We start from the raw sequence: 22,182 nt of genomic DNA on the forward strand, positions 1-22,182 counted from the left end.
TTTGTTTTTTGTTAGAAGTCGCTATACAACGTTGGTGCTGCTGGCGGATACTCTATTGGTTGCCAACGATCATTAAAGGTGTACTTGGCATAAAGCATGAAATGGTTTGGTGTATAAAACTCAGAACGTTGTACATCGACTAACGCACCAAGATACCAACGTTTGCTGACTCGCTTTTCCACCGCCGCTTGCAACGACGTACCAAAACCACCACCCTTGTCTGACTCCGCTACTGTCGATAAGTATGGCGCGTCTTCCTTAGTCCAAGAGTTAGAGACGGATGCACTCAATTGATATGACCAAGAACTGTTGTATCGGCCATAAAAGTTGATAGGTAAAGACACCGAGAAGTAACTTTGCGGGCTGTAGTAGCCACCGTGACCTAGCGTGTACTCACCCAGATTTTTGTCGTAATCAAGGTACATTAAGTTCGTACCTATACTTAAACGCTGGTCATCCGTTGCAATTAACTTGTAGTACGCTCCACCTAGCACGCCTAAACGAGTGTTGTCCTCAACCTTTTCACCAGTCAAAACATGATACTGCAAGCTACTCCAAAAACCGTAAGGGCCACCAATGTCCCAACTTGAGCTCAACTTCACACCAGTACGAGCAACTCCGCCCCATTTAGTCCCTTGAGGGTCAGTCGTGCCGCTAGGGACAGACATTCCAGCATAAGAAAGCGCGCTACTGGTCTCAGGGCGACGCGAAGCTTCTGCCGTCCAACCGAACTCACCCAGGTCCCCATTGATGCGCACACCACCAACCCATGTGGTATGGTCGAAACCAATTGGTGTCGTGCCGATATCGACCAACCAATCTTCAGCCTGCCAGCCCACTCCAAATGCCATACCTGATGCGTCATTTTGGAACGAAGTGCTGTCAGAATCGGTGGTTTTTTCATAATAGTCCAACTGACCTGAATCGATAGAAACATAATCGGCTTTTAGCAACAGGTGCCCATCCCAGCTCTCTATCGGGATTCGGGCTTCTATGGGCACTTGATTCGAAGTATTACGGCCATCTCGTGCACTGTAATCCCAGCCAATCATGACATGCCCATCACTCCGATCATGCAGTTTATCGATGTCCGATTTGACGTTACGAGTCAACCAGTAGTCGTCAGCAGTATCATATAGCTCGCGTAAGCTTAGGGGTTCTTTTTTCGCCTCTTCAGGTTCACGATTTCTATCCATTCGGTCACGATTTAAGGCTTGATAGGCGCGTGTTTCAGCTAACGCCCACTGTTGATTTTCCATTGCTATAGACATGCTATTGCGAAATGCTAATGCGTCAGCATCAGGCATCGCATCCAACAACTGATTTAGCGCATTAGCGTCATTTCGATAGCCTTGTTGATTAAACACCGCGGCCACTGTCATCAACTGTGCCGCAGTTAAGCTATCGCGCTTTTTATTCAAAATGAGGTGCATGTCGTGATACGTCGCTTCATACCCAGTCAAAGCACTAGCTTGCAACATGCCAATTTCTGCTTGAGTTTTAAATGGCTCAGGCTTTAAAGAAACTTGTTCATACAAATCCAACGCAAGCTTAGGCTGTTGATTAACCAGCATCAGATCCGCTTGACTCAACAGTCGACGGGTTTTGAGTTCATCAAGCTGTAATGCTTCCGAAGCACTTAAATCTTGTGTTGCGGAATTTAATGCTAAGTCCACGTACCAACGATCAAAATCTTCAAAGTGATTCAAGCTTACCATCATGCTGCCGTAAGCCAGTTTGTCATCGGTTGACCAATCTTCTGAAAGCGAAATGTTTTGGAAAATCCTCTCAGCTTCCTTAACTTCATCAATGTCTAACCACGCACTCACTAGACGAGCGAGCGGTTGAATTTGACCTTGATAATCCGACTCTAGCGCACGTAATGTCGCCATTACTGATTCGGGAGAAGCTAAGTAACGCGTTTGAATGTCTCTCAACTGAGCATCAAGCTTCAAGCGGGTTAAATTGCGCTGCATTGCGTCTGTCATGTCATGTTGTGCGATACTCTCTAGCTCAGCGATGGCCTCATTCACGTTGAAGTCCTGCGCGAGATAAAGCGCGTAAGCAAATTTCATTTCAGGGTCATTACTAGATGTAGCCCAATCGGACATCAGCGTATCCGCGCGTACTTTGTCGCCCATTGAATGAACCACGTCAGCAATATCAAGCCTTAACCATGGGGAGGTTGGCTGTAGCGCAATCAATTCCTCTACGGACGCTTTCATCGTTGCCTGATCATTTTGAGCGATTGCGATCCGCAGACGAGTCAAAATAACTTCCGACTTGATGCTCGCTATTTTTTCAGCGACCACTTTCTGCTGTGGGGCTGAGTAACTGCGCGCGAGTGCTTCCGCGCCAGACCAATCTTGCTGCTGAATACGAACATCTAAGCGACCACGCAATGCAGAGCTATTGCTGCTATCCAGTTGCAAAGCTTGTTTGAAAACCTTCTCTGCCGCGGCATAATTTTCTTGTACCAGATACAAAGAGCCTAATGATGAATAAGCATAAGGTTGGGATTTATCTACTTGAATCGCTTTTTGATAAGCGCTTTCTGCTTGCTTAAACTGGCCTTTTTCGACCAAGGCATCACCTTGATCAAGATACGCCCAATATTGAGAAGTCTCGATTAGCGCTGCCCATTTTGAGGCCGAGTCAGGATTATGATCTAAGTGCTGAGCCTGTTTAAAGTATCCGAGCGCTTTTTGTTGCTGCCCTCTACGTAGATAAACCTTACCCATAGCACCAAGCAATTCAGGATCTTGCGGACGAGTCGTCAACGCATAACGCAGCTGAGCTTCTGCTTGGTCGGTTTTATCTTCCTCGAGCAACGCTAACCCTTTGAGCTTGGCGAGATAGGTGGGGTCTTTGCGTAGTTCCTTTTCCTTTTTCCAGCGATCTTTCGCGCTTTGATTCGCTCTTTGTATCTCCATGTCAGACGGGTAGTAGCTAGCTAAGATGGCATATTGCTGAACAACTTGATCTGAAATAGGCAATTGATCCAATGCACGCAACCACGACGTTGCCGCATTTGTTCCAACCGAAGGAGCAAGCGCTAACTTTTTATAGGTATCGAGAATCCATGGATCAGCAGGATTCTCTTTGCGAATATGGTTGGCTAACGCGAGTTGAAAAGACGGAACACTAGGATAATTTGCATTTAAACGTTCCAGTCCCTGTTTCACCGAGATCCAACTGCCAGGCAAATTACTTTGCAACTGTAGGAGTTCAAGTTGTAACGCTGGTGATGGCATTCCATTTGGGAAAAGGGCTTTGTAAGCTTGAATCGCTTCATCGTAACGACCAGATTTTGCAAGCAACTGAGCGCGCTGATAATCCGCTCTTTTCTCTCCCTGAATAGCCATAATCGATGACAAGTTTTTCGCTTGAGTCGAATGAGGCGCCTGTCTGATTAAGCGCTCAAATACCGGTTTTGCTAATTCTGGCTGCTTACGTTTCAGATACATATTCGCTTGATAGAAAAGCCCCGTTGGATTGCTTTCTTCAATCGCGAACAGCCTCTCCAGAGTACTCTCGACAATATCATCTCGGCCAATCGCATCCGCCAGTTTTAGCTGCTCAACCAACCACTCAACCGAGTCAACTCGTGCTAATGATGTGGAAAATTGAACCAGCTCGATAGGCTTGTAGACCTGTGCGAGCTGCGACTTTGTCAGAGGTTTTGAGCTAAAGCTTTCTGCATGCACAGTGCCGACGCCACCAGCCGCCAAAGCAACCAGTGGAATCCACCATAACACGTATCCTGTTACTGACATCTCTCGCTCCATACAGGAAGCAATTCACCTTGCACACCAAAACGGTAACGTTCTTCATGCCAACCAAGCCCAAATAGACTTAATACGTTGTCGTAATAATGATCGTTTTTGTCCACCACAAGTTCATTTTGAGCACGACGAAACTGCGTCTCCAACAGCGCAGATTCACCAGAAGCCGCGAGTAACGGAAGAGCCGCAGCAGAAAAACCTGCGCTTCCTGCTTGGGTATATTTACCCGTTTCAGTATTTACTTCTCTCGCTGGCGCACCAACGGCTTTGGTTGCCGCGACAAACGGCTGCATTTTTTGCACTAATACTGCTTTTTCTGAAACTTGGTCATTTAGCATACCCGCCCAAAGATAAGTGCGGATCGCGTTGTAACTGCCCATCGGCCCTGTAACCACATCTGAGCTATAACGACCATTTCTCAATGTTGCCCAGTCTGGGCTAAAGCCTGCTGGCATCGTTTTCTCTAGCATGTGAACACTTGCCTTATACATTGAGTCCCAGTTGTATTGCGGGTACAGCGACTGCATACGAGCAATCAGTTGTAACGGAACATAACTCGGATTCACACGGTACTGGCCGTCGGCATCAAAGCCCGTTGGAGCTGGCAACAATACCGTTCCAACTCCCGCTATGTTGACGGTTTCTTCACGTAAAATACGACTCGCGATCAGATGTCCAAGGGTCTGATAGTAGTAGTTATTCCATAATCTCCCCGCCTCAACAAGGGAGTAAGCTATCCACAAATCAGAATCTGACGCTGGGTTAGAATCCAAGACTCCGAACTGACCATTTTCTTTTCTTCCCCACAACCAAGCAGGAAGCCTTGCCGTCAAATCCCCACCAGCCAAATGTGATTGAGTCCATTTTAAAACCTGATCGAAGGTTTTAGGGTCATTGGCAACCAAGGCAAAGAACAATGCGTAAGATTGGCCTTCCGAGGTTGTAATCATACGCTCGTCACTGCCATCAACGACTCGGCCTTGCTCCATGTATACCGACTTAAATGTTTCCCATTGTGGCCACTCGCAGGTGTTAGCCCACAAGTAAGGAGACACGAACAACATAAGGAACGAGATGAGTTTTTTCATTATTCCTCTTCCTCAGTTTTTTCTAAACGTCTAGACGCGACTTGACGTAATACGCGCCAAAGCACAATGGTTACGATCACCACTAGCAAGGCGGCAAAGCACGCAACGATGACTGGGTGATTAGAGAAGTGATACCAAACGAGCTGCCACACAGGAAGCTTACCGACATAGTAGTGCGAACCCACGTTGTAGCTTGCTACTTCGTTATTTCTCAACGTCACCACCGAGCCAAACATGTGCTCCACTTTACCGGAGTCAGCCAACGCGCGATCAACCGACGAAAAATCTGACGGGTGAGCCGCCATAATAGAAATGACGCTGCGTTTTTTCGTAAATGGCGATTCTGCACCATAAATAGCAGCAAAAGAGCCTTCTGCCTCGACAGAAACATAATCTGCGGCGGCTTGACGAGCATCACTTGGACTCATCCAGTTCATTCCGAGCTGCTTTTCATTTTTGCTTGGTAGGCGAATTTGTCTCTGACCCTCTTTAACCACTAAGTTAACTTGGTCAGGATTATTAGCGGCTTCTTCTAATGCATCCACAACACCAATCGTCAGGATATCTTTATTTTTTAGTTGCTCAGCATTCCATTTATCTGTCAAAAGCACCTGAATACCTGGGTACCCAGAGTCACGTCCCAATGACCCCATGACGTTTAAGAAGGTTTGCAACACTTCTTTTGGAGCACTCTCTGGAACAACAATAGCAGTTTCTGACAAATCAGCCATGCGAGTGTAAGGAAAACCGGATGTAGCAAAAGCGCGCATATTTGGCATTTCGATGTAGTGGGGGAAACCACTAAAATCAATAGTAGAATCACCATCAATAACCGCGTATTGCTTACTTGGCTGCGTTACCTGGCACTGCCCATCGGTCACCGAAGCAAAGCCAAATTCGAACTCGATTCGGTTTTGACTACCCACCTTAAAAGCCGGAATGCGAACAAACGTATCACCACTTAGAATGCCATCATCTAACAAAGGAACACGTATACGGTTAGATTCTCCACCTTGACCTTTTGTGGTTAGGTTGAACGCCTCAATGAATTGGTCATTAATACTCAAAGTCAGACGAGAGCCGGAATGATCCGCAGCAGGCGGTGAATAACGATAGTTAAGATCCATCGGTATACCACGGCTTTGCCAAGTAAAGAGATCGGGTGGTAAACGCAAACTTACGTTGATTGGTGGAGGCGTTCGGCCTTCCACTTGCAGCATGCTTTTTTGTTCGACTAACTCAGACAATGCAACAGGACGAGCCGTACTCACCCAGTTTGGCGCATCGTACGGGACTCGTGGTTTGATTTGTTTGACTTCATTAATCTTCGCGATTGGTCCAGTAAGAAGTTGGTTTCCCAACGCCAAACCTTGCACCGCAATGTTAAGATCCTTACTGTCACGGCCTGTCACCAGAAGAAACTTCACGTACGGGTCTGTTGGATGAGTGATGACTTGAAGACGAGGGCCATCCGTGTCTGGAAAATCTCTCAGAAACTCAGGTTTGTTGTCATTGGTAACAAAGACAATGGCGTTGCGCTTAGGTAACGTGTCGACACTAAAAGGGAATTGAGCACCACGCCAACCCGCAAGAGCACCAAAGTAAGAGCTCAAGACACCGGCAGCCTTGACATCATCTAAATCGTATTTGCTACCCATCACGACAGGCAGATTTAACTGGCTGAAATCACGGACATCAAAAAAAGGAGCCGGTAACAAACTCAAGTCACTTTCCAGCACTGTCTTTTGAGCAAGCATCTCAATTCGACTACTTTGGCTAATCTCAGCCCAAATGCTCGAGTCATTGGGGTTAGCACAGTCTTTCTGAGTATTCCCTATTAACTCAAAGCGAATTTGGTTGTAATTACTAAAGTAACGAGTGTCCAGCGGCATAGATAAGCTCAACTTTTTGCCTTGCTGGCCATCGACGATTGACGCTACTCCCATAAGTTCGTTGTTCAAATACACTTTGACGTGAGAAACCAAAGAGAGCAACGCTGGCGAAGGTGTGATATCAAAGTGCAACGTTGCTTTAGATACCACCTCATCGAGTCGCGAACCGAAACCAATATAAGCACTGGCCTCACTACCTTGGATAGCAATTGAACCACTGTAACCTAATTGACTAAATGGGATGACGCGCTTAAACACGGTCGAATCTTCAGCATCTTGCTGTGCCAAAGGCATTGCTTGTTGCTGACTTACTTCTTGTGCCGCGAGACTGCACGACATACACATGAGAGTGATAGCCGTTGTCAACGCTGTTAGTTTTTTATTATTTAGCATGACTTGAGGTCCTGATTGGGACATAACGAGGTCTTAGTGACCAAATAAATTCGATACAAAATAAAAGTGCATCCACACTGACCTGAACAAACTTAGGACAATGTTGCAGCAAGCGTTTGTATCCATTAAAGCCGACTTGCAGTACAGCCTGCATACTCGATAGAGGTTTATCTGATTGATAACCTTGTTGCCATTTCGCCCATGTATCTGCACGTGCAAATGTACATTGGACGTATTGGATTTGTTGTTGATGAGACAATTCGTTGAGTTGTAAACCAAATATCCCCTTATGAGCATAGGCAACCGTCATAGGGAACACGAATTCTTGGCCACCTCGATTGAGGATCACTTCTAAGGTTTGACCGAGTAAGTAAGCACAGGTTGGTTCATCGACCCCGTCAATTTCTATGCGCACGCCCCCCAAAGAGAAATCCTTCATCTGCGCTTGTATTAAATGCCCAGAATTAAGCCTAACCGCGACAGGAATCGCCACCTCTACTCGGTGATCTTTTCGCACTTGTTTAGCTTCTACTGCAACCGCAACGGCAGCACCTAAAATCAACAGGTTGTACATCGTCCATACGAGATTCACGATAACTGTACCGATTTCATTTTGAGGCCCCCACCCCATTCGGTAAATCCCTACAGCGAAGCCCAAAATGTTGAGTGCAACCAAAACCAAATATGGTCGAGAGATCACCCAATCGTAGTGAGACTTTTCAACCAAACCGCCTTTTGCCGTTACGTTGAATGTCCCTTTATGGGGCGCAAACAAAGCCACCGTTGTTGGCCTTGCGATATACCAAGCAAGCACGGTTTCGTATACCTCACCCCAAAACGAATAACGGTAGTCACCCTGCATACGAGAGTTGGTCATGCTGGCGTGAATCATGTGGGGTAATACGTACAAAATGATCGCCAGCGCTGGCGCATAAATCACGTAGGAATGCAGCAACAAATAAGCCAAGGGTGCGATCAGGAATACAATCCTCGGGATACCAGATAGAAAGTGCAGCATGGCATTGACGTAACAAAGCCGTTGAGAGAGCTTAAGCCCCTTTCCAGTCAATGGATTATCGACCCTAAATATCTGCGCCATCCCGCGAGCCCAACGAATGCGTTGCCCAACGTGTGCAGACAATGTTTCTGTCGCCAAACCAGCAGAAATCGGCTGCTTAAGATATGCAGAACGATAGCCTAAACGGTGCATGCGCAGAGACGTGTGCGCATCTTCCGTCACGGTTTCGACTGCAATACCACCGACTTCCTCTAAAGGCTCTCGACGTAAAATAGCGCACGAGCCACAGAAGAAAGTCGCATCCCATAAGTCGTTACCATCTTGAATCAGGCCGTAAAACAAGTTGCCTTCGTTTGGCACGTTACGAAAGTTCGATAAGTTACGCTCAAAAGGATCCGGTGAGAAAAAATGGTGCGGCGTCTGAATAAGCGCCAACTTTGGATCTTTCAGGAACATCCCCATTGTGAGCTGAAAAAATGCTCGTGTAGGAATATGGTCACAGTCAAAAATCGCAACAAACTCACCGCTGGTCTGCTTCAACGCATAGTTAATGTTACCGGCTTTCGCATGTTCATTCGTTGGGCGGCGGATGTAGTTCACCCCTACACTTTTGGCGAAATCTCGGAAGCTATCACGCTTGCCGTCATCCAGAATGTGGATGTTAAGTTTGTCTTTCGGCCAATCGACACCTAACGAGGCATAAACCGTCGCTTTCACAACATCGAGATCTTCGTTGTAAGTAGGGATCATCAAGTCAATGGTTGGCCAAGTTGACTGATCCGGTGGCATCGATACTGGTTTGCGATTCAATGGCCAGATATTTTGGAAATAGCCAAGCATCAGCACAATCCAAGAATACGTCTCAGCTAGAAGTAAAACGCCCCCTAGAAACAAAGCAACAGGATCGTCCCAGTTCAGGGTAGACGAATAACGCCACCACAAGTATCGACATGAGGCCGTAACCGACAAGATGATCAAAAGCATGGTAGGAAAACGACCCGGCATGCGACGGACCATCATCGCTAATGCCCAGAGTAACAGCACAAAGACAGTCTGAGCCTGATAACCAAATGGCACCGTAAAACAAAGCAAAGCGATTAACACCACGAAAAACAACAAGGTGTAGTTCAACGCCATCGCTGACTTACTTGCTTTAATACGCTCTCGAACTTGTGGATCTTTGATGTTGTTCGCTGTCTGTTCTAACCAGCGGACGCCTTTTGCAACCAATTCAAATGGCAAGTAGAACGCATTGCGAATTTGCTCGGCTAAAGTCATCGCTAAGCTGCTGGTTTTTTTGGACCATGCTGTATTTACATTTACGTTTTGCCTGAAGCAAAGCAACCACACGCTTTGGATAATAAAACGTACAGGTTCAAACCATCTTGGCGCAGCAAAATTAACGTTTGGATAGTAAACCAAAGGCAGTTTCCATGAGGGAACACCCGAAATAACCGGCTTTAAAAATACAAAACTCAATGAAAACCAAAAAGACAAAGCACACTCACCAACCCAGTTTGTTTTACAATTCCAGGCTTGCTCGTAAGCGTTCTTCTGCAGTCTGAATTGGTCCACTACCCAACGTTGGAAAATCAGATTAAGACTTCGCATAAATTAGCTTTGGTCCTGAGCGCTTGATAACGCTGATACACACCAAAAAGCAAAAGACTGAAAATCTTTTGCGGCTTGGCTCGATGGCGAATAGTGTTGAACGGTCGTCAGGTTTGCCACACATTCAAGCAATGCCGTATCTCGATGAATCGAAACAGGAATCAAGGATTCGCTAAGTTCCTTTTTCAGCACCAACATGAAATCACGACCAATTTCGGTTTCTGGCTGATATTTATTCACCAAAAAACGTAATTTATCAGAGCGAAGCAATCTCGATAGCTCTTCATGTTGTAGCCAAGATTGAAGAGTGAGATAACTCAGGGCGTCTGCCGTTACCACCACCACAATCATATCCATTGAGTCGACAAAAGATCGCACTTCAGGATCAGTAAGCTCTGCTAAGTCGGCGTGAAAAAGCAGCCACTGCTCACCACGGTTTTCGCTCACTTGCAACGTCATTTCACCTAGCATTGATAGATAGTGAGAACGCTCATTAAAAAACGCTTTTAACTGCTCAGAATTCAGATGGCCAAACGGTAAAAAAAGTGCACCTTGTGGGCTTTCATAACCAGCCTGGGTCCAAGGCTTATCTAAAAGAAGTTGTTTCGCCCAGCCTCCTTGCTCTTCCCTCGGCAAGCCAAGATGAGCTTGCAGTAAACTATTAGGCACCACCTCAATGGCCAGTACCTGTTTATTTATCTTAACTAACGCTTGTGCCAAATTCGCAGCGACGGTCGTTGAGCCACAGCCGCCTTTTAAACTAACAAATAGAAGGCGCTTCATATCGCTTCCGTTTCTGAATTTTTCTGCGTATTACGTACCAAAGATAGAACATTACGAGCACCGTTGGCTTTGAAGACTTGCCACTTATTTTTAACTTGTACGTAAGACTCGTTTTCTGTTGTTTCAATATACGTGTATTGAGTTAAGTTATAAGAAGAGTAGATCGAATTAATATCTTTTGCAGACTCAGTCATAGAATTTTTCACAATGTAACGGAGCTTAAACTGAGATAACAGCAATCCCGCCACTATCATTTTCAGTATAAATTCCATTGTTAAAAAATTGACGCATCGACCTATGCGTCTCATATTTATAGAACGATGATGAATGTGAATAAGTTTATTTATAGCCCATATAAATAACAAAGGCCTAAATAATATTTAACTTCAGAAAAAAGGATTACAATAATGAATTGTTACCATCCATTTAATACACATAAGAAATTTAAATATTTTAAATGAGAATCATAGACTTAGAGACTATTGATTTTAAACTCATAAACATCATGTGAAGCACATGCTATAACTATTTTAATTTCTGATCAATTTCGTTTAATATCTTAGCGTCATTTTCTTGTCACTAAGAAAATCAAAATTGTAACGATTAGCATACAACGGATTGTGAGCTTCACAAAACACATTAAGTTATTGATTTAAGGCTCTTTATGTCATCACTCTCTGAATCATCTGCTATTAAAAACGAACGAGAGATAAACTCTGTTTATGTAAACTTATTTACTCATAAACAGATGCTTATTGATTATTTGTTCAGTACACTACCGGAAAATGACAACACTTCACTTACAAGCTTTACAGACAAAGAAACTTTTTTGTCCACATTGAATGATGAAGCCTTAATGAAATTCAATGACTTATCTAAAACCCACCTTGAACAGTGTTTTTTTCTTAGTCATAAATTCACAAAAAAAACACCCAAAGCTATAAATCTTGCTAAAGACATTCACCAAACGAACATAAAGAAGTTTTCTACATGTCTATTAGTTGTTCCAGACTCGCTACTATCATCAACTAATGATGATTTTATAAGTGTCTTTCTACAAAGCTTAAATGAGCTGGCAAATAATAAAAAAATCACTATTAGTGTTTATATATATGGGCATCTGACGACTTCACTATTAAAGCCCATTCTTATTTCTCATAATAGACACATTGCAGGTTTGGCGACCATGACATCATTAGATGACGCTCGCTACTGCTATCTTGTGGATTTTTGGTCCAATAAACACGGTGTAATTACCCAACACGAATACATTCTCACTAAAACTAAAGATAAAACACTAAAAGCAACGTCTTACGAAACGCATCAATCTCATGTCATGCCAGAAGACAAATCGGATAGCGATAGAATCTATGTCAGCAGAAGAGCTTTCAGAGAAAGCGTGAAAGCCCCAAAAGGGATGCGTGTGGCAGAGAGCAATCAAGGACTCATAGCGATGCTAGACAACCCTCGCTCTTCAACTATTGTTTTCAGCTGTGATAACCAAAGCGAAGTTCAACAGATCGCGTTAGATTGCTACCGTTTAAGGTCCGCGTATGGCCGTCAGCTAAAGATTATTGTCAGGGAGACCCAACAATGTCTGAGATATGCAGATGAAAAGTTCTTACTTCGCTCGGGGGCAAACTTCATTTCTCACGCGCAAATCCCCCCAATGCGCTTTATGACTCAGGTTGAAGCAATTCAAGGCCAGATGCTTACACGCCCAATTCCTGACAGTTTAGAGGCGCTCTTAAAGTATGACCTTAAGTTTGGTAGCAAAGGCTACTTACAAAACCAGGACTTTAGCCAATACTGTATTGACGTCATTTCCCACTCAACACACTCAAATGTGAACTTTGCGCTTATCAAGCTGAACTTATTACCAGGTATGACGGCAGAGGAATGTTTACGTCTTTGCCATATTCGAAGAGATGGCGACGTTGTGACAGCCTGCAACAAAGCTCTATATGTCTTATTCAGTGCTATTCGACATAGCGATATTGATATTGCACTCAACAATATATTTGAGTTCCCAGTGAGAGACTTATTTCATTCAACTCACACGTTTGATACTCAATTAGATATCGAAACAGAGTTAAAATTCATCGTTCAAGATGAAGCCGTCATATCCGACGACGTTTCAGCTCTGGCGACAGAGAGGAAAATATTCCATACCGCCACTAACTCCATTACTGATGTTCCTCCTTTGTTTGCTGTGAAAAAAACCATTGATCTCAAGGAACGTTCATGAATATTAACGATTTTTTACTGACCGTGTGTATCAGTTCAGGTATTGGCCTACTCCTAGGATACTTTCTACGTGACCTAGTAAACGCTACCCGACGCTTTTACCACAAACACTTAAAACGCTCGCGCTATTTTGAGCTAGATACATCAGCCACTAACACCAAGAAGCTTAAGTAATGACATCGCATTCTCATGACTCTACCCCCCTCACTATAGGATTGGGCTGGTGGAACATTTACTTTATCGCAAAAACAGCGCTCTATTTTCAAGGAATCATCGATTTCCATCCAATGGAAAACTTTGCGCTGTTGATCTTCATCCTGCTTCCTATCTCGATGAAAAGCCTAAATGCGGTGCGCCATATCGTTTCATTTGTCGCCGCAGCGTGGCTCTTGCATTACGATTCTTACCTACCTCCTCTAAACCGTCTTTGGGCTCAAGCGGGACAGTTAATGCAGTTTGAATCGAGTTATCTGGTCGAGCTTTTGGGACGATTTTTATCATTCCAAGCAATACTCGGATTGCTCGCTTTGTGTGGTGCGTACTTTATTTTGAGCAAGTTTGTTAGGGTTTCAGTCTTTGTGGTTATTGCGATGATCTATATAAGTATTCCTATGACGACTGAACCTCAGACAACAGTGGCTGCAGAAGTAGCCCAACAACAGCCAACAACCGAGGTTACTGCTAGCAAACAACCTCAAATAACGGAAATTAATGATGCCAGTCTCAACACGTTAACTGCAGATTTCTTTTCTAAAGAAGCTTCCCGACATGTAACATTCGATACCAACAGCGCAATGGATGCTCCTTTTGATTTGCTGTTCTTGAGTATTTGTTCGGTCGCGTGGGATGACATCGAAATTGCAGGACTGGCTGATCATCCTCTGTTCAAAGAGTTTGACATCATGTTCGACAATTTTAGCTCCGCTACGTCATACAGTGGGCCTGCTGTCATTCGTCTGCTACGAGCCAATTGTGGTCAACAAGAACACAGTCAACTGTTCCAGCCAGCACCATCAAAGCAGTGCTACTTGTTCGAAAGTTTGAAAGAACTAGGCTTCACAGAAAATTTACTGATGAACCACAATGGTGTCTTTGATAGCTTCCTTGAATTGATCAAAAAAGACGGCGACTTACAAGCGGCTCTTATGTCTCAAGAAGACTTAACTCCTTACCAAAAATCTTTTGATGGCTCTTCGATCTTCCGCGATAAGCAAGTATTGGATAACTGGTGGCAGCAAAGACTTAACAGTAGTGATGACAAAGTCGTGGCACTCTACAACTCAATTTCACTACATGATGGCAACAGGATCATCAATGCGAACTCAAGCACATCTATTGCTAGCTACAAAATGCGCCTTAAGAATTTGCTTGATGACCTCCACGCGTTCTTTAAAACCTTAAAGTCCTCAAAACGCAACATCGTTGTCGCTTTGGTACCAGAACATGGTGGTGGTATGCGAGGAGACCGCATGCAAATTTCAGGTATGCGAGAAATTCCTGCACCGACAATCATTCATACACCGGTAGGAATTAAAATCTTCGGAGAAGGAATTCAGCGTCAGGGCGACACCGAACACGTAAGCGAGCCATCTAGCTATCTGGCATTGTCGCAGCTCGTTTCGAATATCCTGGATAAAAACATTTATCAAAGTAAGACGTTTAGCCCTTCAATATTGACAGAGAACCTACCAGAAACACGAGTTGTCGCGCAGAACTCAGGCTCTACTGTGATTGAAGTACAAGGGAAGTATTATGTTTCTCTTGATGGTTCAAGTTGGATTGAATACCCCGCAAAATAGCGAGAGTAAAACCATGCCATGACAAAGGCCGGTGTTTCCGGCCTTTGTCATATAAAAAACCAATAACCTCTCAAAGGTCTCAGAACTTCAATTGTCTATTGTCTATAAATAGGTAAAAATGGATCGAACATTATGCACTTAAGGGAATAACTCATGCCAATTGATTCACTGATCACCATCGGTATTTTCGTCGTTCTTGCTGTCGTTATCTTATCTTCAGCCATTAAAACGGTTCCGCAAGGAAACAACTGGACAGTTGAACGCTTCGGACGCTACACCCACACATTAAAGCCGGGTTTAAACTTGATCATTCCATTCGTTGATAAAGTTGGTCAAAAAGTAAATATGATGGAGCGCGTTCTCGATATTCCTGCGCAAGAGGTCATTTCAAAAGATAACGCTAACGTGGTTATTGACGCTGTCGGATTTGTTCAAGTGATCGATGCTGCCAAAGCGGCTTATGAAGTCAACGATTTAGAACACGCTATTAGAAACTTGACCCTTACCAACATTCGTACCGTTTTAGGTTCAATGGAACTGGACGAAATGCTGAGCCAACGCGACATGATCAACTCTAAGCTGTTGGCGATTGTTGACCAAGCAACAAACCCTTGGGGCGTAAAAGTCACACGAATTGAGATTAAAGATGTCCAGCCACCAGCCGATCTGACCGCTGCAATGAATGCGCAAATGAAAGCCGAGCGTAATAAGCGTGCGGAAATTCTTGAAGCAGAAGGGGTTCGCCAAGCTGAGATATTAAAGGCCGAAGGTCATAAACAATCAGAGATATTAAAAGCTGAAGGCGAAAAGCAGTCTGCTATTCTCCATGCAGAAGCACGTGAGCGTGCCGCGCAAGCAGAAGCAAAAGCGACTTACATGGTTTCCGAAGCCATTGCAAAAGGTGACATGCAAGCCGTCAATTACTTCATTGCACAGGGTTATACCGAAGCGATCAAAAGCATTGGTCAAGCCGAAAATGGTAAAATCATTATGCTTCCATTAGAAGCAACCGGACTAATGGGCTCGGTTGCAGGGATAGCAGAAATGTTTAAACAGCAAGATAAAGAATAATTTATGGACTTTTTTAGTTTGTTGGAAGGTATCTCTTTCTGGCATTGGCTAGCGTTTGGCTTTGCTCTTTTAGCAGTTGAGCTACTTGGTACCGCAGGGTATTTTCTCTGGCTCGGGATGTCTGCACTTATCGTTGGAGCACTCATGACCGTTTTGCCAATGAGCTGGCAATTGCAATGGCTTTGCTTTGCAAGCTTCAGCTTAATCACCACCTGGCTTTGGTGGCGACGACAATGGTCTAAAGACAAGCAAGAAGACCAAGAAAGAGATCTGAACCAAAAGTACAAGCAGTTAATTGGGCGTACTCTTATCCTTGAAGAAGACTTTTCCGTCGGGCTCAATCGCATCAAGGTAGCCGATACCACATGGTCCGCACAATCGGATCAAGCACTTCCAGCCGGTACCCGCGTAAGAATCACCGATGTTGAAGGTATTATTTTAATCATTGAGCCTGATTCAAATTAATTTATGCCAAAGTAATGGGGCAAATCATGCTCCATTACTTTAATCTAAACAACTGCTTTCATTTCATTACCTTAATTAAAATCGAGAAAAAAATAAGTATTAGTAATATTATTAATACCCTACCTACCATTTCCTATTATTTAATTATTCAACACACGACAATCAATAAGATAGAAATATATCTAGGTAAATTATCGATCTAAATTTATTTTAAAAAATAAAACTTTATTGAATTATTTTTTGATCTTTTTATCCTCGGATACATACTTAACGCATAAGCATTTAAGTTGAGTGCTTTTTATTTGGTAAGTAAGAGGATGTACTATGAATAAGCTTCTCTTTTTAATGATGTGCGGTATTTTTTCTTTTTCTTCCTTTGCCTACAACAACGGAAACGGCGGTACAACTAATTTGGGACCTATAGTCGAATGTAAGATGCCAAGTGGCGACGTTACGAATATTCCAAGTGAAATGTGTCGATTTAGAGGTGGGGAATGGGAATAGTAAAGAAGTAAGAGCTTAGTTTGATATAAGAGCCCTTTTCAACCTTACCTTTCTGCGTAGTCACGGTTTATACAAGTACGTAGATATTTAAAGTTTATATTGAGGTGATGATTATGAGATTTTTATCTGGTCTATTAGTAATATCTTTTGCCATAATTCCGTTAACCACTCATGCTAATGGTGCATCCGGTGGTCGTACGATAGGCCCAGAGATAAAGTGTGAGTTGCCAAACGGTAATGTACATATGTTGCCACCGTTATATTGCAAAATATACGACGGCCGAGAAGTGAAATAGAAAAGGAGCCTAGCGGCTCCTTTTATTATTTCACTAAGTATTAGTGGAAGCTGTAAGGGATAAGAACTTGTAGACGTAAGTCTGTTTCATCCGCATCGCCAGCACCTGCGTACTCATCACGTTCTAGGATTGTACCGTGTAAACGAATGGTAGAACCTTTAAGCGCGCCACTTTGTAGTGAGTAAGATACTGTTGCGTTAACTGCGTATTCGCTTTCGTAATCCCAGTCACCTGATGCTCCGCTTGCTGCAGAGTCAGCGCCAGTACCGTAACCAAAGCCTAGGTAGTAGTTCCAGCCGTTACCTTGGTTGTAAGATAGACGGTTGTACCATGCTAGCTCACCCGCTTTGTTCCAGTCAGATAGCGCGTCCCACCACTGAGACCAAGTACCATTGTTCATACCATATGTATGAATAGTACGAGGAACGAAGTCCGCACGGTTATCTGTGTCTGTGTAGCGCAACTCAGACATCCAAGCTAGCTTGCCGAAAGATTGATTCAAAGATAGACCAGTGTGGAAACCTAGACCATCGTATTTCACATCATCGTCAACACCGTAGAAATCAAATGCTAGAGTTGTACGGTCACTAACAGTGTACTTCAAGTAAGCCTTGTAAGAAGTGTTGTCAGTTTCGTTGTGGTAGCTAGTTACTTGACCTGCACCCCAGTCAACACCATTTGCATATTGAACGCCAGTAGCTTGACCCAAACCAAGTTGCATAAACAAGCTGTCAGTTAGGTTACCGTTTAGGCCTAGAGAGTGTAGGTAGCTCCATGAAGTGTCAGACCAAAGCGCTGGTGCGTAATCATCTTCGTGAAGCAGCCAAGGTGCTGTAAATTGGTCTGCGCCAAAGTAGCTTAGGTTGAAATCACCAAGTTTAGCGTTCAGTTCGAAACCACGGTAAGTACCAGGTACAAAGCTCCAAACGTTACCGATTGTACCGTTACCACCAGCCTGTAACATACCAAAACGAGCATTAAAGTTTTCGTTTGCTTTGAATTTCAGCGCTGCTTTGTAAACTTTAAGCTGCTGACCATCACCTGCACCCCAGTCTAGGTTGTTACAAGTTGAGATTTCGTTACATAGGTAGCCTTCGTTTGAATTGTAAAGACTATCGTTGTAAAGATCGCCAGAGTAGTAAGCCGCAACATCTGCGCCCACCCAACCATCGTGGTAGCCAGAAGTGAAGTCTAAAATTGCGTTGTAAGAAGAGTAGTTTAGACGACTCCAACGGTCACCATTTTCACCGCCGGGCTTACCTGTTGTACGAGTTCGTGAACGAGTATCAACTATGAATAATGCATTCAGACTTGAGTCTTGCATAAATTCGTTCACTTTCTCTACGTACTCGCCACCTGCTGCACTTTCAGTAGACGCTGTAGCTGGAGCGACAGCAACAACACCAAACATTGCTGCGGTTAACGCTGAAACCTTAAAAAATTTGTCCATGGAAAAACTCCTAAAAATGGATATAGCTGTATTTTTCTATCTCACCTTTAGTTGGCCGCCGAAGGAGAGAAGTAAATTCCTGATCAAACCTCATTATTTCTAATTTGGCTTTTTTTAGTTCCTGCATACACACCGTGTATCCACGTGATTAAGACTAACTTCGCAACTAAAAACATCCAAATGGAACTTATTTTTTTTCTAAAAAAATATGAGCCACTCCAAAGTTCCATATAACTTATTGATCCAGATCTTATTTTTAACAACAGCAACACAACACAACAAATTGTTATTTAAAATCAAACACTTAAATTGAACTTGAAAGTATCAACTTGAAGTCACTCGCAGACTAAAAAAGCCAAAAAAACCAATAACCCAAGGTTCGATCTTGATCACTGAAAAGAACAAAGGCATCAATTACTCAATAAAAAAACACTTAATTATGAACAAGAAAAAGCCCCGCATGCTTAGCATACGGGGCTTTTAGTTATTTTTTAGCTTTTTTGAGGAGACTTAATTCATCAGTTCGAGTAAGTCTTGTTCTGTTTTAATTTCGATACCCAGTTCTTGTGCCTTTGCGAGCTTCGAACCTGCATTTTCACCAGCAAACAAAATATCGGTTTTCTTAGAAACACTACCCGTCACTTTAGCCCCCAGTGCTTGGAGGGCTTCTTTGGCTTCTGTACGCCCCAGTTGAGAAAGTGTTCCCGTTAATACTACTGTTTTACCTTCTAATGGTAATTCCCCCACCTGCTCAGTAGTATTAATCTCTGGCCAATGAATTCCTTGTTCAAGCAAATCTTTAACCACCGCTTGGTTCTGTTCTTCACTAAAGAAAGTCGTAATATGTTGAGCAACCACAGCACCGATGTCTTGCACTTCAATCAACTGCTCTTCGGTAGCATTTTGGATCGCTCCCAACGTTTTAAAGTGCATTGCTAAGTTTGCTGCGGTTGCCTCGCCAACTTCACGGATCCCCAGTGAATACAAAAACCGAGGTAAAGTTGTTTCTTTGGATTTTTCTAACGCATTCACAATATTCTGCGCAGACTTTGGCCCCATGCGATCTAGTACGGTTAAAATCCCCGCTGATAACTTAAATAAGTCAGCAGGAGTTTTCACCATCTCACGATCAACAAGCTGCTCGATCACTTTATCGCCTAAACCGTCAACGTCTAACGCTTTACGAGAAACAAAGTGTTTTAGCGCTTGTTTGCGTTGGGCTTGGCAAACTAAGCCCCCCATACAACGTGTTACCGCTTCTCCTTCGATCCGCTCAACATGCGAACCACAAACAGGACACTGAGTTGGGAAAACAATATCTCGAGCTGTTTCTGGTCGACGCTCTTTGATGACAGATACGACTTGCGGAATAACATCGCCAGCACGGCGGATCACAACGTGATCACCAATCTTGACCTGCAGACGTTCTATCTCATCTGCGTTATGAAGCGTCGCATTACTTACCGTTACCCCGCCAACAAATACAGGCTCTAGTTTAGCAACAGGTGTAATCGCACCAGTGCGACCGACTTGGAACTCCACTTCATTCAGTGTCGTCATTTCTTCCTGTGCTGGGAACTTGTAGGCAATCGCCCAACGTGGAGCGCGAGCAACAAACCCCAGACGCTCTTGCACGGCAATATCGTCAATTTTAATAACGACACCATCGATCTCATAAGGGAGGGCATCACGACGCTGCAATATATCTTGGTAGTAAGCTTTTACATCCGCCAAGCTTTCAACTCGCTTAGTTTCCGGACACATTGGCAGTCCCCAAGATTTGATTTGCAAAAAGCGTTCGTAATGACTTGCTGCCAATTCTGCGCCTTGCACCACGCCTACACTGTATGCATAGAAGCTAAGCGGACGAGAAGCCGTAATACGTGAATCCAATTGTCGTAAGCTACCTGCCGCAGCGTTACGTGGATTAACAAAGATTTTCTCGCCTTTCTTCCTTGCTAATTCATTGAGCTTTTCAAACCCAGCTTTCGGCATAAAGACTTCACCACGAACTTCAAGACGATTTGGCCAGTCATTACCTCTGAGTTTTAAAGGAATGGCTTTAATCGTACGCACATTCTCTGTGATGTTTTCACCCGTAGTACCATCGCCTCGAGTGGCCGCCTGAACTAATACGCCACTCTCATATAACAAACTTACGGCGAGTCCATCCAATTTAGGCTCACAACAGTATTCTTTCACACTCTGGCTGCCCACGCGCTCTTGTGCGCGCTTGTGGAAACTATCAAGTTCACTATCATCAAACGCGTTATCAAGCGAAAGCATCGGTACTTCATGTGTCACTTGGCTAAACGCAGAGAGAGGTTGTCCACCGACACGTTGGCTTGGCGAGTCTACGGTTATTAAGTCAGGGTTCTCAGCTTCAATATCCAGTAACTCTCGCATTAAACGGTCGTACTCGGCATCAGGGATCTCTGGGTTATCTTCCACGTAGTAACGCACAGCGTGGTAATGCAACGACTCTTTTAGTTCTTCTAGTCGCTGAAGTACTGATTCAGACATAGTAAAGCCCCGTGTATTTTCAATCGGTGAGGTTGGGAAATCCAAGAAAAAGGGCTCCATCCGGAGCCCTATTATTATTTGCTGTTAAGATTATGCGTTAGCGGCATTAAACTCAACTATTTGACGTCGATAAGATGCTAAACGATCTGGCGTCATTAAGTTGCGCTGGTCATCAAGTACGTTACCACCTAAGTCATCAGCAATTTGCTGCGCAGTTCGGAGCATTAAGTTGAAGTTCTGTTCAGCCTCGCCATAACAAGGCAATGTCATGAAGAATGAAATACCCTTCGTTGTAAACTCAGCAGGATCAGCATGCTCAAACGTACCAGGGTGCATCATATTAGCGACGCTAAACAGCACTTTGCCGTTACCGGACAAGTCAACATGACGATGGAAAATATCCATCTCGCCATAAATTAGACCGTTTTGTTGCATACTTTCAAATAAAGCAGTACCAACAAATGGCTCTTCACCAGCACAGTGCACATTCAATACAATCACTTGCATTTCAGGTTCTGGCTTTGGCTCTTCCTTAGGCTCTGCAACGACAGGCTCACTAACCGTTTCGACTTGCTGTTCTTTCTCCGTAATATCAAACGCGGCGGGAATAACGTCTTCTTCCACAGCAGGCTGGAATGGCTCTTCAGCTACTGTTGCTTGAACAACAGGCTCAACGTCCTCTTCTTTATCTTTTTCTGCAACAAATGAAGGGATGTCATCCGGCTCCTGCTGCGTCTGTTTGACTTCAGATGGACCACCGAATAACGGGTCAGATTCAAACTTGTTGTCGAAAGAGCTCGCCATCCCAAAATCTGGTTCTTTGCGATCTTTGCGAATGATCTCAAAGTCATCTTCAGGAGCGGGAGCGAAGTCTCGTTCTTTCTCAACAAGATCATTTTTGTCTTCTTGGTCAACATCCAGCTTACCAAGTGGCTTGTTACCAAACTTTGCTTTGCCTTCTTTTTTACTGCTCCATAAACCATGAAACAGTAATGCCGCGATGGCTAATGCGCCAACAACAATGAGTACGAATCGCAATTCCTGCATTATTTACTCTCAATATACTTGTTTTTACTACTCGCAGTTCCTTGAGCAGCAACCCAAGTGCAATAAATCTGAATGATACGTTTACTTTACCAAAACTATATGTAGATTTAGAACAACTTAATGCAAGAAGTTCCGTTTTTTGTTGTGATTCTTGCCACGATTCCACTTAACAAGACGTCATTTGTCAGGGCATTGAAAGAAAAGTCCTCA

15 protein-coding genes are annotated in these 22,182 nt (G+C 43.9%); 6 read left to right on the forward strand and 9 right to left on the reverse strand.

Annotated features, from left to right (window positions below; all coding sequences use genetic code 11):
• Window positions 1-11 precede the first annotated feature (11 nt).
• From R7E51_RS11030 to R7E51_RS11055, 6 genes are read right to left on the reverse strand one after another with little or no spacing between them, the layout of a single operon-like run.
• Window positions 12-3,776 (reverse strand): cellulose synthase subunit BcsC-related outer membrane protein, encoded by a 3,765-nt coding sequence (locus tag R7E51_RS11030; protein WP_206958178.1) that lies wholly within the window; start codon window positions 3,774-3,776, stop codon window positions 12-14.
• Complete coding sequence (gene bcsZ, locus R7E51_RS11035) at window positions 3,767-4,873, reverse strand: cellulose synthase complex periplasmic endoglucanase BcsZ (RefSeq protein WP_206958180.1); 1,107 nt, start codon at window positions 4,871-4,873, stop codon at window positions 3,767-3,769. Before bcsZ ends, R7E51_RS11030 begins: the two co-directional genes overlap by 10 nt.
• Window positions 4,873-7,158 carry a cellulose biosynthesis cyclic di-GMP-binding regulatory protein BcsB gene (gene bcsB / locus R7E51_RS11040; RefSeq protein ID WP_017819964.1) on the reverse strand — a complete coding sequence of 762 codons (2,286 nt, stop codon included), beginning with the start codon at window positions 7,156-7,158 and terminating at the stop codon, window positions 4,873-4,875. Before bcsB ends, bcsZ begins: the two co-directional genes overlap by 1 nt.
• Window positions 7,148-9,787, reverse strand: a complete 2,640-nt coding sequence (bcsA, locus tag R7E51_RS11045) for a UDP-forming cellulose synthase catalytic subunit (protein WP_017819965.1) — start codon at window positions 9,785-9,787, stop codon at window positions 7,148-7,150. Before bcsA ends, bcsB begins: the two co-directional genes overlap by 11 nt.
• Before the next feature lie 3 nt (window positions 9,788-9,790).
• Window positions 9,791-10,570, reverse strand: coding sequence for a cellulose biosynthesis protein BcsQ (bcsQ, locus tag R7E51_RS11050; RefSeq protein ID WP_005382068.1), 780 nt, complete (start codon window positions 10,568-10,570; stop codon window positions 9,791-9,793).
• A complete protein-coding gene (locus tag R7E51_RS11055) occupies window positions 10,567-10,764 on the reverse strand; it encodes a hypothetical protein (RefSeq protein ID WP_021034149.1) in 198 nt (65 codons plus the stop codon). Before R7E51_RS11055 ends, bcsQ begins: the two co-directional genes overlap by 4 nt.
• A gap of 470 nt (window positions 10,765-11,234) precedes the next feature.
• Between R7E51_RS11055 and bcsE the strand changes: the two genes are divergently transcribed.
• The 6 genes from bcsE to R7E51_RS11085 all read left to right on the forward strand — a co-directional run bounded on the left by bcsE (window position 11,235) and on the right by R7E51_RS11085 (window position 16,656).
• Window positions 11,235-12,818 carry a cellulose biosynthesis protein BcsE gene (gene bcsE, locus R7E51_RS11060; protein ID WP_206958182.1) on the forward strand — a complete coding sequence of 528 codons (1,584 nt, stop codon included), beginning with the start codon at window positions 11,235-11,237 and terminating at the stop codon, window positions 12,816-12,818.
• On the forward strand, window positions 12,815-12,991 hold the full coding sequence (locus tag R7E51_RS11065) for a hypothetical protein (protein ID WP_172797322.1): 177 nt from the start codon (window positions 12,815-12,817) through the stop codon (window positions 12,989-12,991). Before bcsE ends, R7E51_RS11065 begins: the two co-directional genes overlap by 4 nt.
• Entirely contained in the window at window positions 12,991-14,616 is a 1,626-nt protein-coding gene (bcsG, locus tag R7E51_RS11070; RefSeq protein ID WP_054576690.1) for a cellulose biosynthesis protein BcsG, read from the forward strand. The genes R7E51_RS11065 and bcsG overlap by 1 nt, the downstream gene beginning before the upstream one ends.
• Before the next feature lie 153 nt (window positions 14,617-14,769).
• Window positions 14,770-15,687 carry an SPFH domain-containing protein gene (locus R7E51_RS11075; protein WP_005382060.1) on the forward strand — a complete coding sequence of 306 codons (918 nt, stop codon included), beginning with the start codon at window positions 14,770-14,772 and terminating at the stop codon, window positions 15,685-15,687.
• A gap of 3 nt (window positions 15,688-15,690) precedes the next feature.
• Window positions 15,691-16,152, forward strand: coding sequence for an NfeD family protein (locus R7E51_RS11080; RefSeq protein ID WP_017634826.1), 462 nt, complete (start codon window positions 15,691-15,693; stop codon window positions 16,150-16,152).
• 324 nt (window positions 16,153-16,476) lie between these two features.
• Window positions 16,477-16,656 (forward strand): hypothetical protein, encoded by a 180-nt coding sequence (locus R7E51_RS11085; RefSeq protein WP_086046573.1) that lies wholly within the window; start codon window positions 16,477-16,479, stop codon window positions 16,654-16,656.
• A gap of 336 nt (window positions 16,657-16,992) precedes the next feature.
• On the opposite strand, the gene R7E51_RS11090 is transcribed toward R7E51_RS11085, so the two are convergent.
• The 3 genes from R7E51_RS11090 to zipA all read right to left on the reverse strand — a co-directional run bounded on the left by R7E51_RS11090 (window position 16,993) and on the right by zipA (window position 21,972).
• A complete protein-coding gene (locus tag R7E51_RS11090; protein WP_005382055.1) occupies window positions 16,993-18,402 on the reverse strand; it encodes a hypothetical protein in 1,410 nt (469 codons plus the stop codon).
• A 510-nt stretch (window positions 18,403-18,912) separates the two neighbouring features.
• Complete coding sequence (gene ligA, locus R7E51_RS11095; protein WP_064369049.1) at window positions 18,913-20,925, reverse strand: NAD-dependent DNA ligase LigA; 2,013 nt, start codon at window positions 20,923-20,925, stop codon at window positions 18,913-18,915.
• Between the two features lie 90 nt (window positions 20,926-21,015).
• Window positions 21,016-21,972, reverse strand: coding sequence for a cell division protein ZipA (gene zipA / locus R7E51_RS11100; protein ID WP_042523140.1), 957 nt, complete (start codon window positions 21,970-21,972; stop codon window positions 21,016-21,018).
• Window positions 21,973-22,182: the final 210 nt, after the last annotated feature.

This window comes from Vibrio sp. Vb1166 (genome assembly GCF_033338695.1).
GTDB classification, from domain to species: Bacteria; Pseudomonadota; Gammaproteobacteria; order Enterobacterales; family Vibrionaceae; genus Vibrio; species Vibrio alginolyticus.

Bases quoted from the DNA above. Each gene is read 5' to 3' on its own strand.
- bcsG (WP_054576690.1), top strand. From the start codon at position 12,991: ATGACATCGCATTCTCATGACTCTACCCCCCTCACTATAGGATTGGGC.
- R7E51_RS11080 (WP_017634826.1), top strand. From the start codon at position 15,691: ATGGACTTTTTTAGTTTGTTGGAAGGTATCTCTTTCTGGCATTGGCTA.
- R7E51_RS11065 (WP_172797322.1), top strand. From the start codon at position 12,815: ATGAATATTAACGATTTTTTACTGACCGTGTGTATCAGTTCAGGTATT.
- R7E51_RS11030 (WP_206958178.1), bottom strand. From the start codon at position 3,776: ATGTCAGTAACAGGATACGTGTTATGGTGGATTCCACTGGTTGCTTTG.
- R7E51_RS11090 (WP_005382055.1), bottom strand. From the start codon at position 18,402: ATGGACAAATTTTTTAAGGTTTCAGCGTTAACCGCAGCAATGTTTGGT.
- R7E51_RS11055 (WP_021034149.1), bottom strand. From the start codon at position 10,764: ATGACTGAGTCTGCAAAAGATATTAATTCGATCTACTCTTCTTATAAC.
- bcsZ (WP_206958180.1), bottom strand. From the start codon at position 4,873: ATGAAAAAACTCATCTCGTTCCTTATGTTGTTCGTGTCTCCTTACTTG.
- bcsQ (WP_005382068.1), bottom strand. From the start codon at position 10,570: ATGAAGCGCCTTCTATTTGTTAGTTTAAAAGGCGGCTGTGGCTCAACG.
- bcsE (WP_206958182.1), top strand. From the start codon at position 11,235: ATGTCATCACTCTCTGAATCATCTGCTATTAAAAACGAACGAGAGATA.
- ligA (WP_064369049.1), bottom strand. From the start codon at position 20,925: ATGTCTGAATCAGTACTTCAGCGACTAGAAGAACTAAAAGAGTCGTTG.
- zipA (WP_042523140.1), bottom strand. From the start codon at position 21,972: ATGCAGGAATTGCGATTCGTACTCATTGTTGTTGGCGCATTAGCCATC.
- bcsA (WP_017819965.1), bottom strand. From the start codon at position 9,787: ATGCGAAGTCTTAATCTGATTTTCCAACGTTGGGTAGTGGACCAATTC.
- R7E51_RS11075 (WP_005382060.1), top strand. From the start codon at position 14,770: ATGCCAATTGATTCACTGATCACCATCGGTATTTTCGTCGTTCTTGCT.
- R7E51_RS11085 (WP_086046573.1), top strand. From the start codon at position 16,477: ATGAATAAGCTTCTCTTTTTAATGATGTGCGGTATTTTTTCTTTTTCT.
- bcsB (WP_017819964.1), bottom strand. From the start codon at position 7,158: ATGCTAAATAATAAAAAACTAACAGCGTTGACAACGGCTATCACTCTC.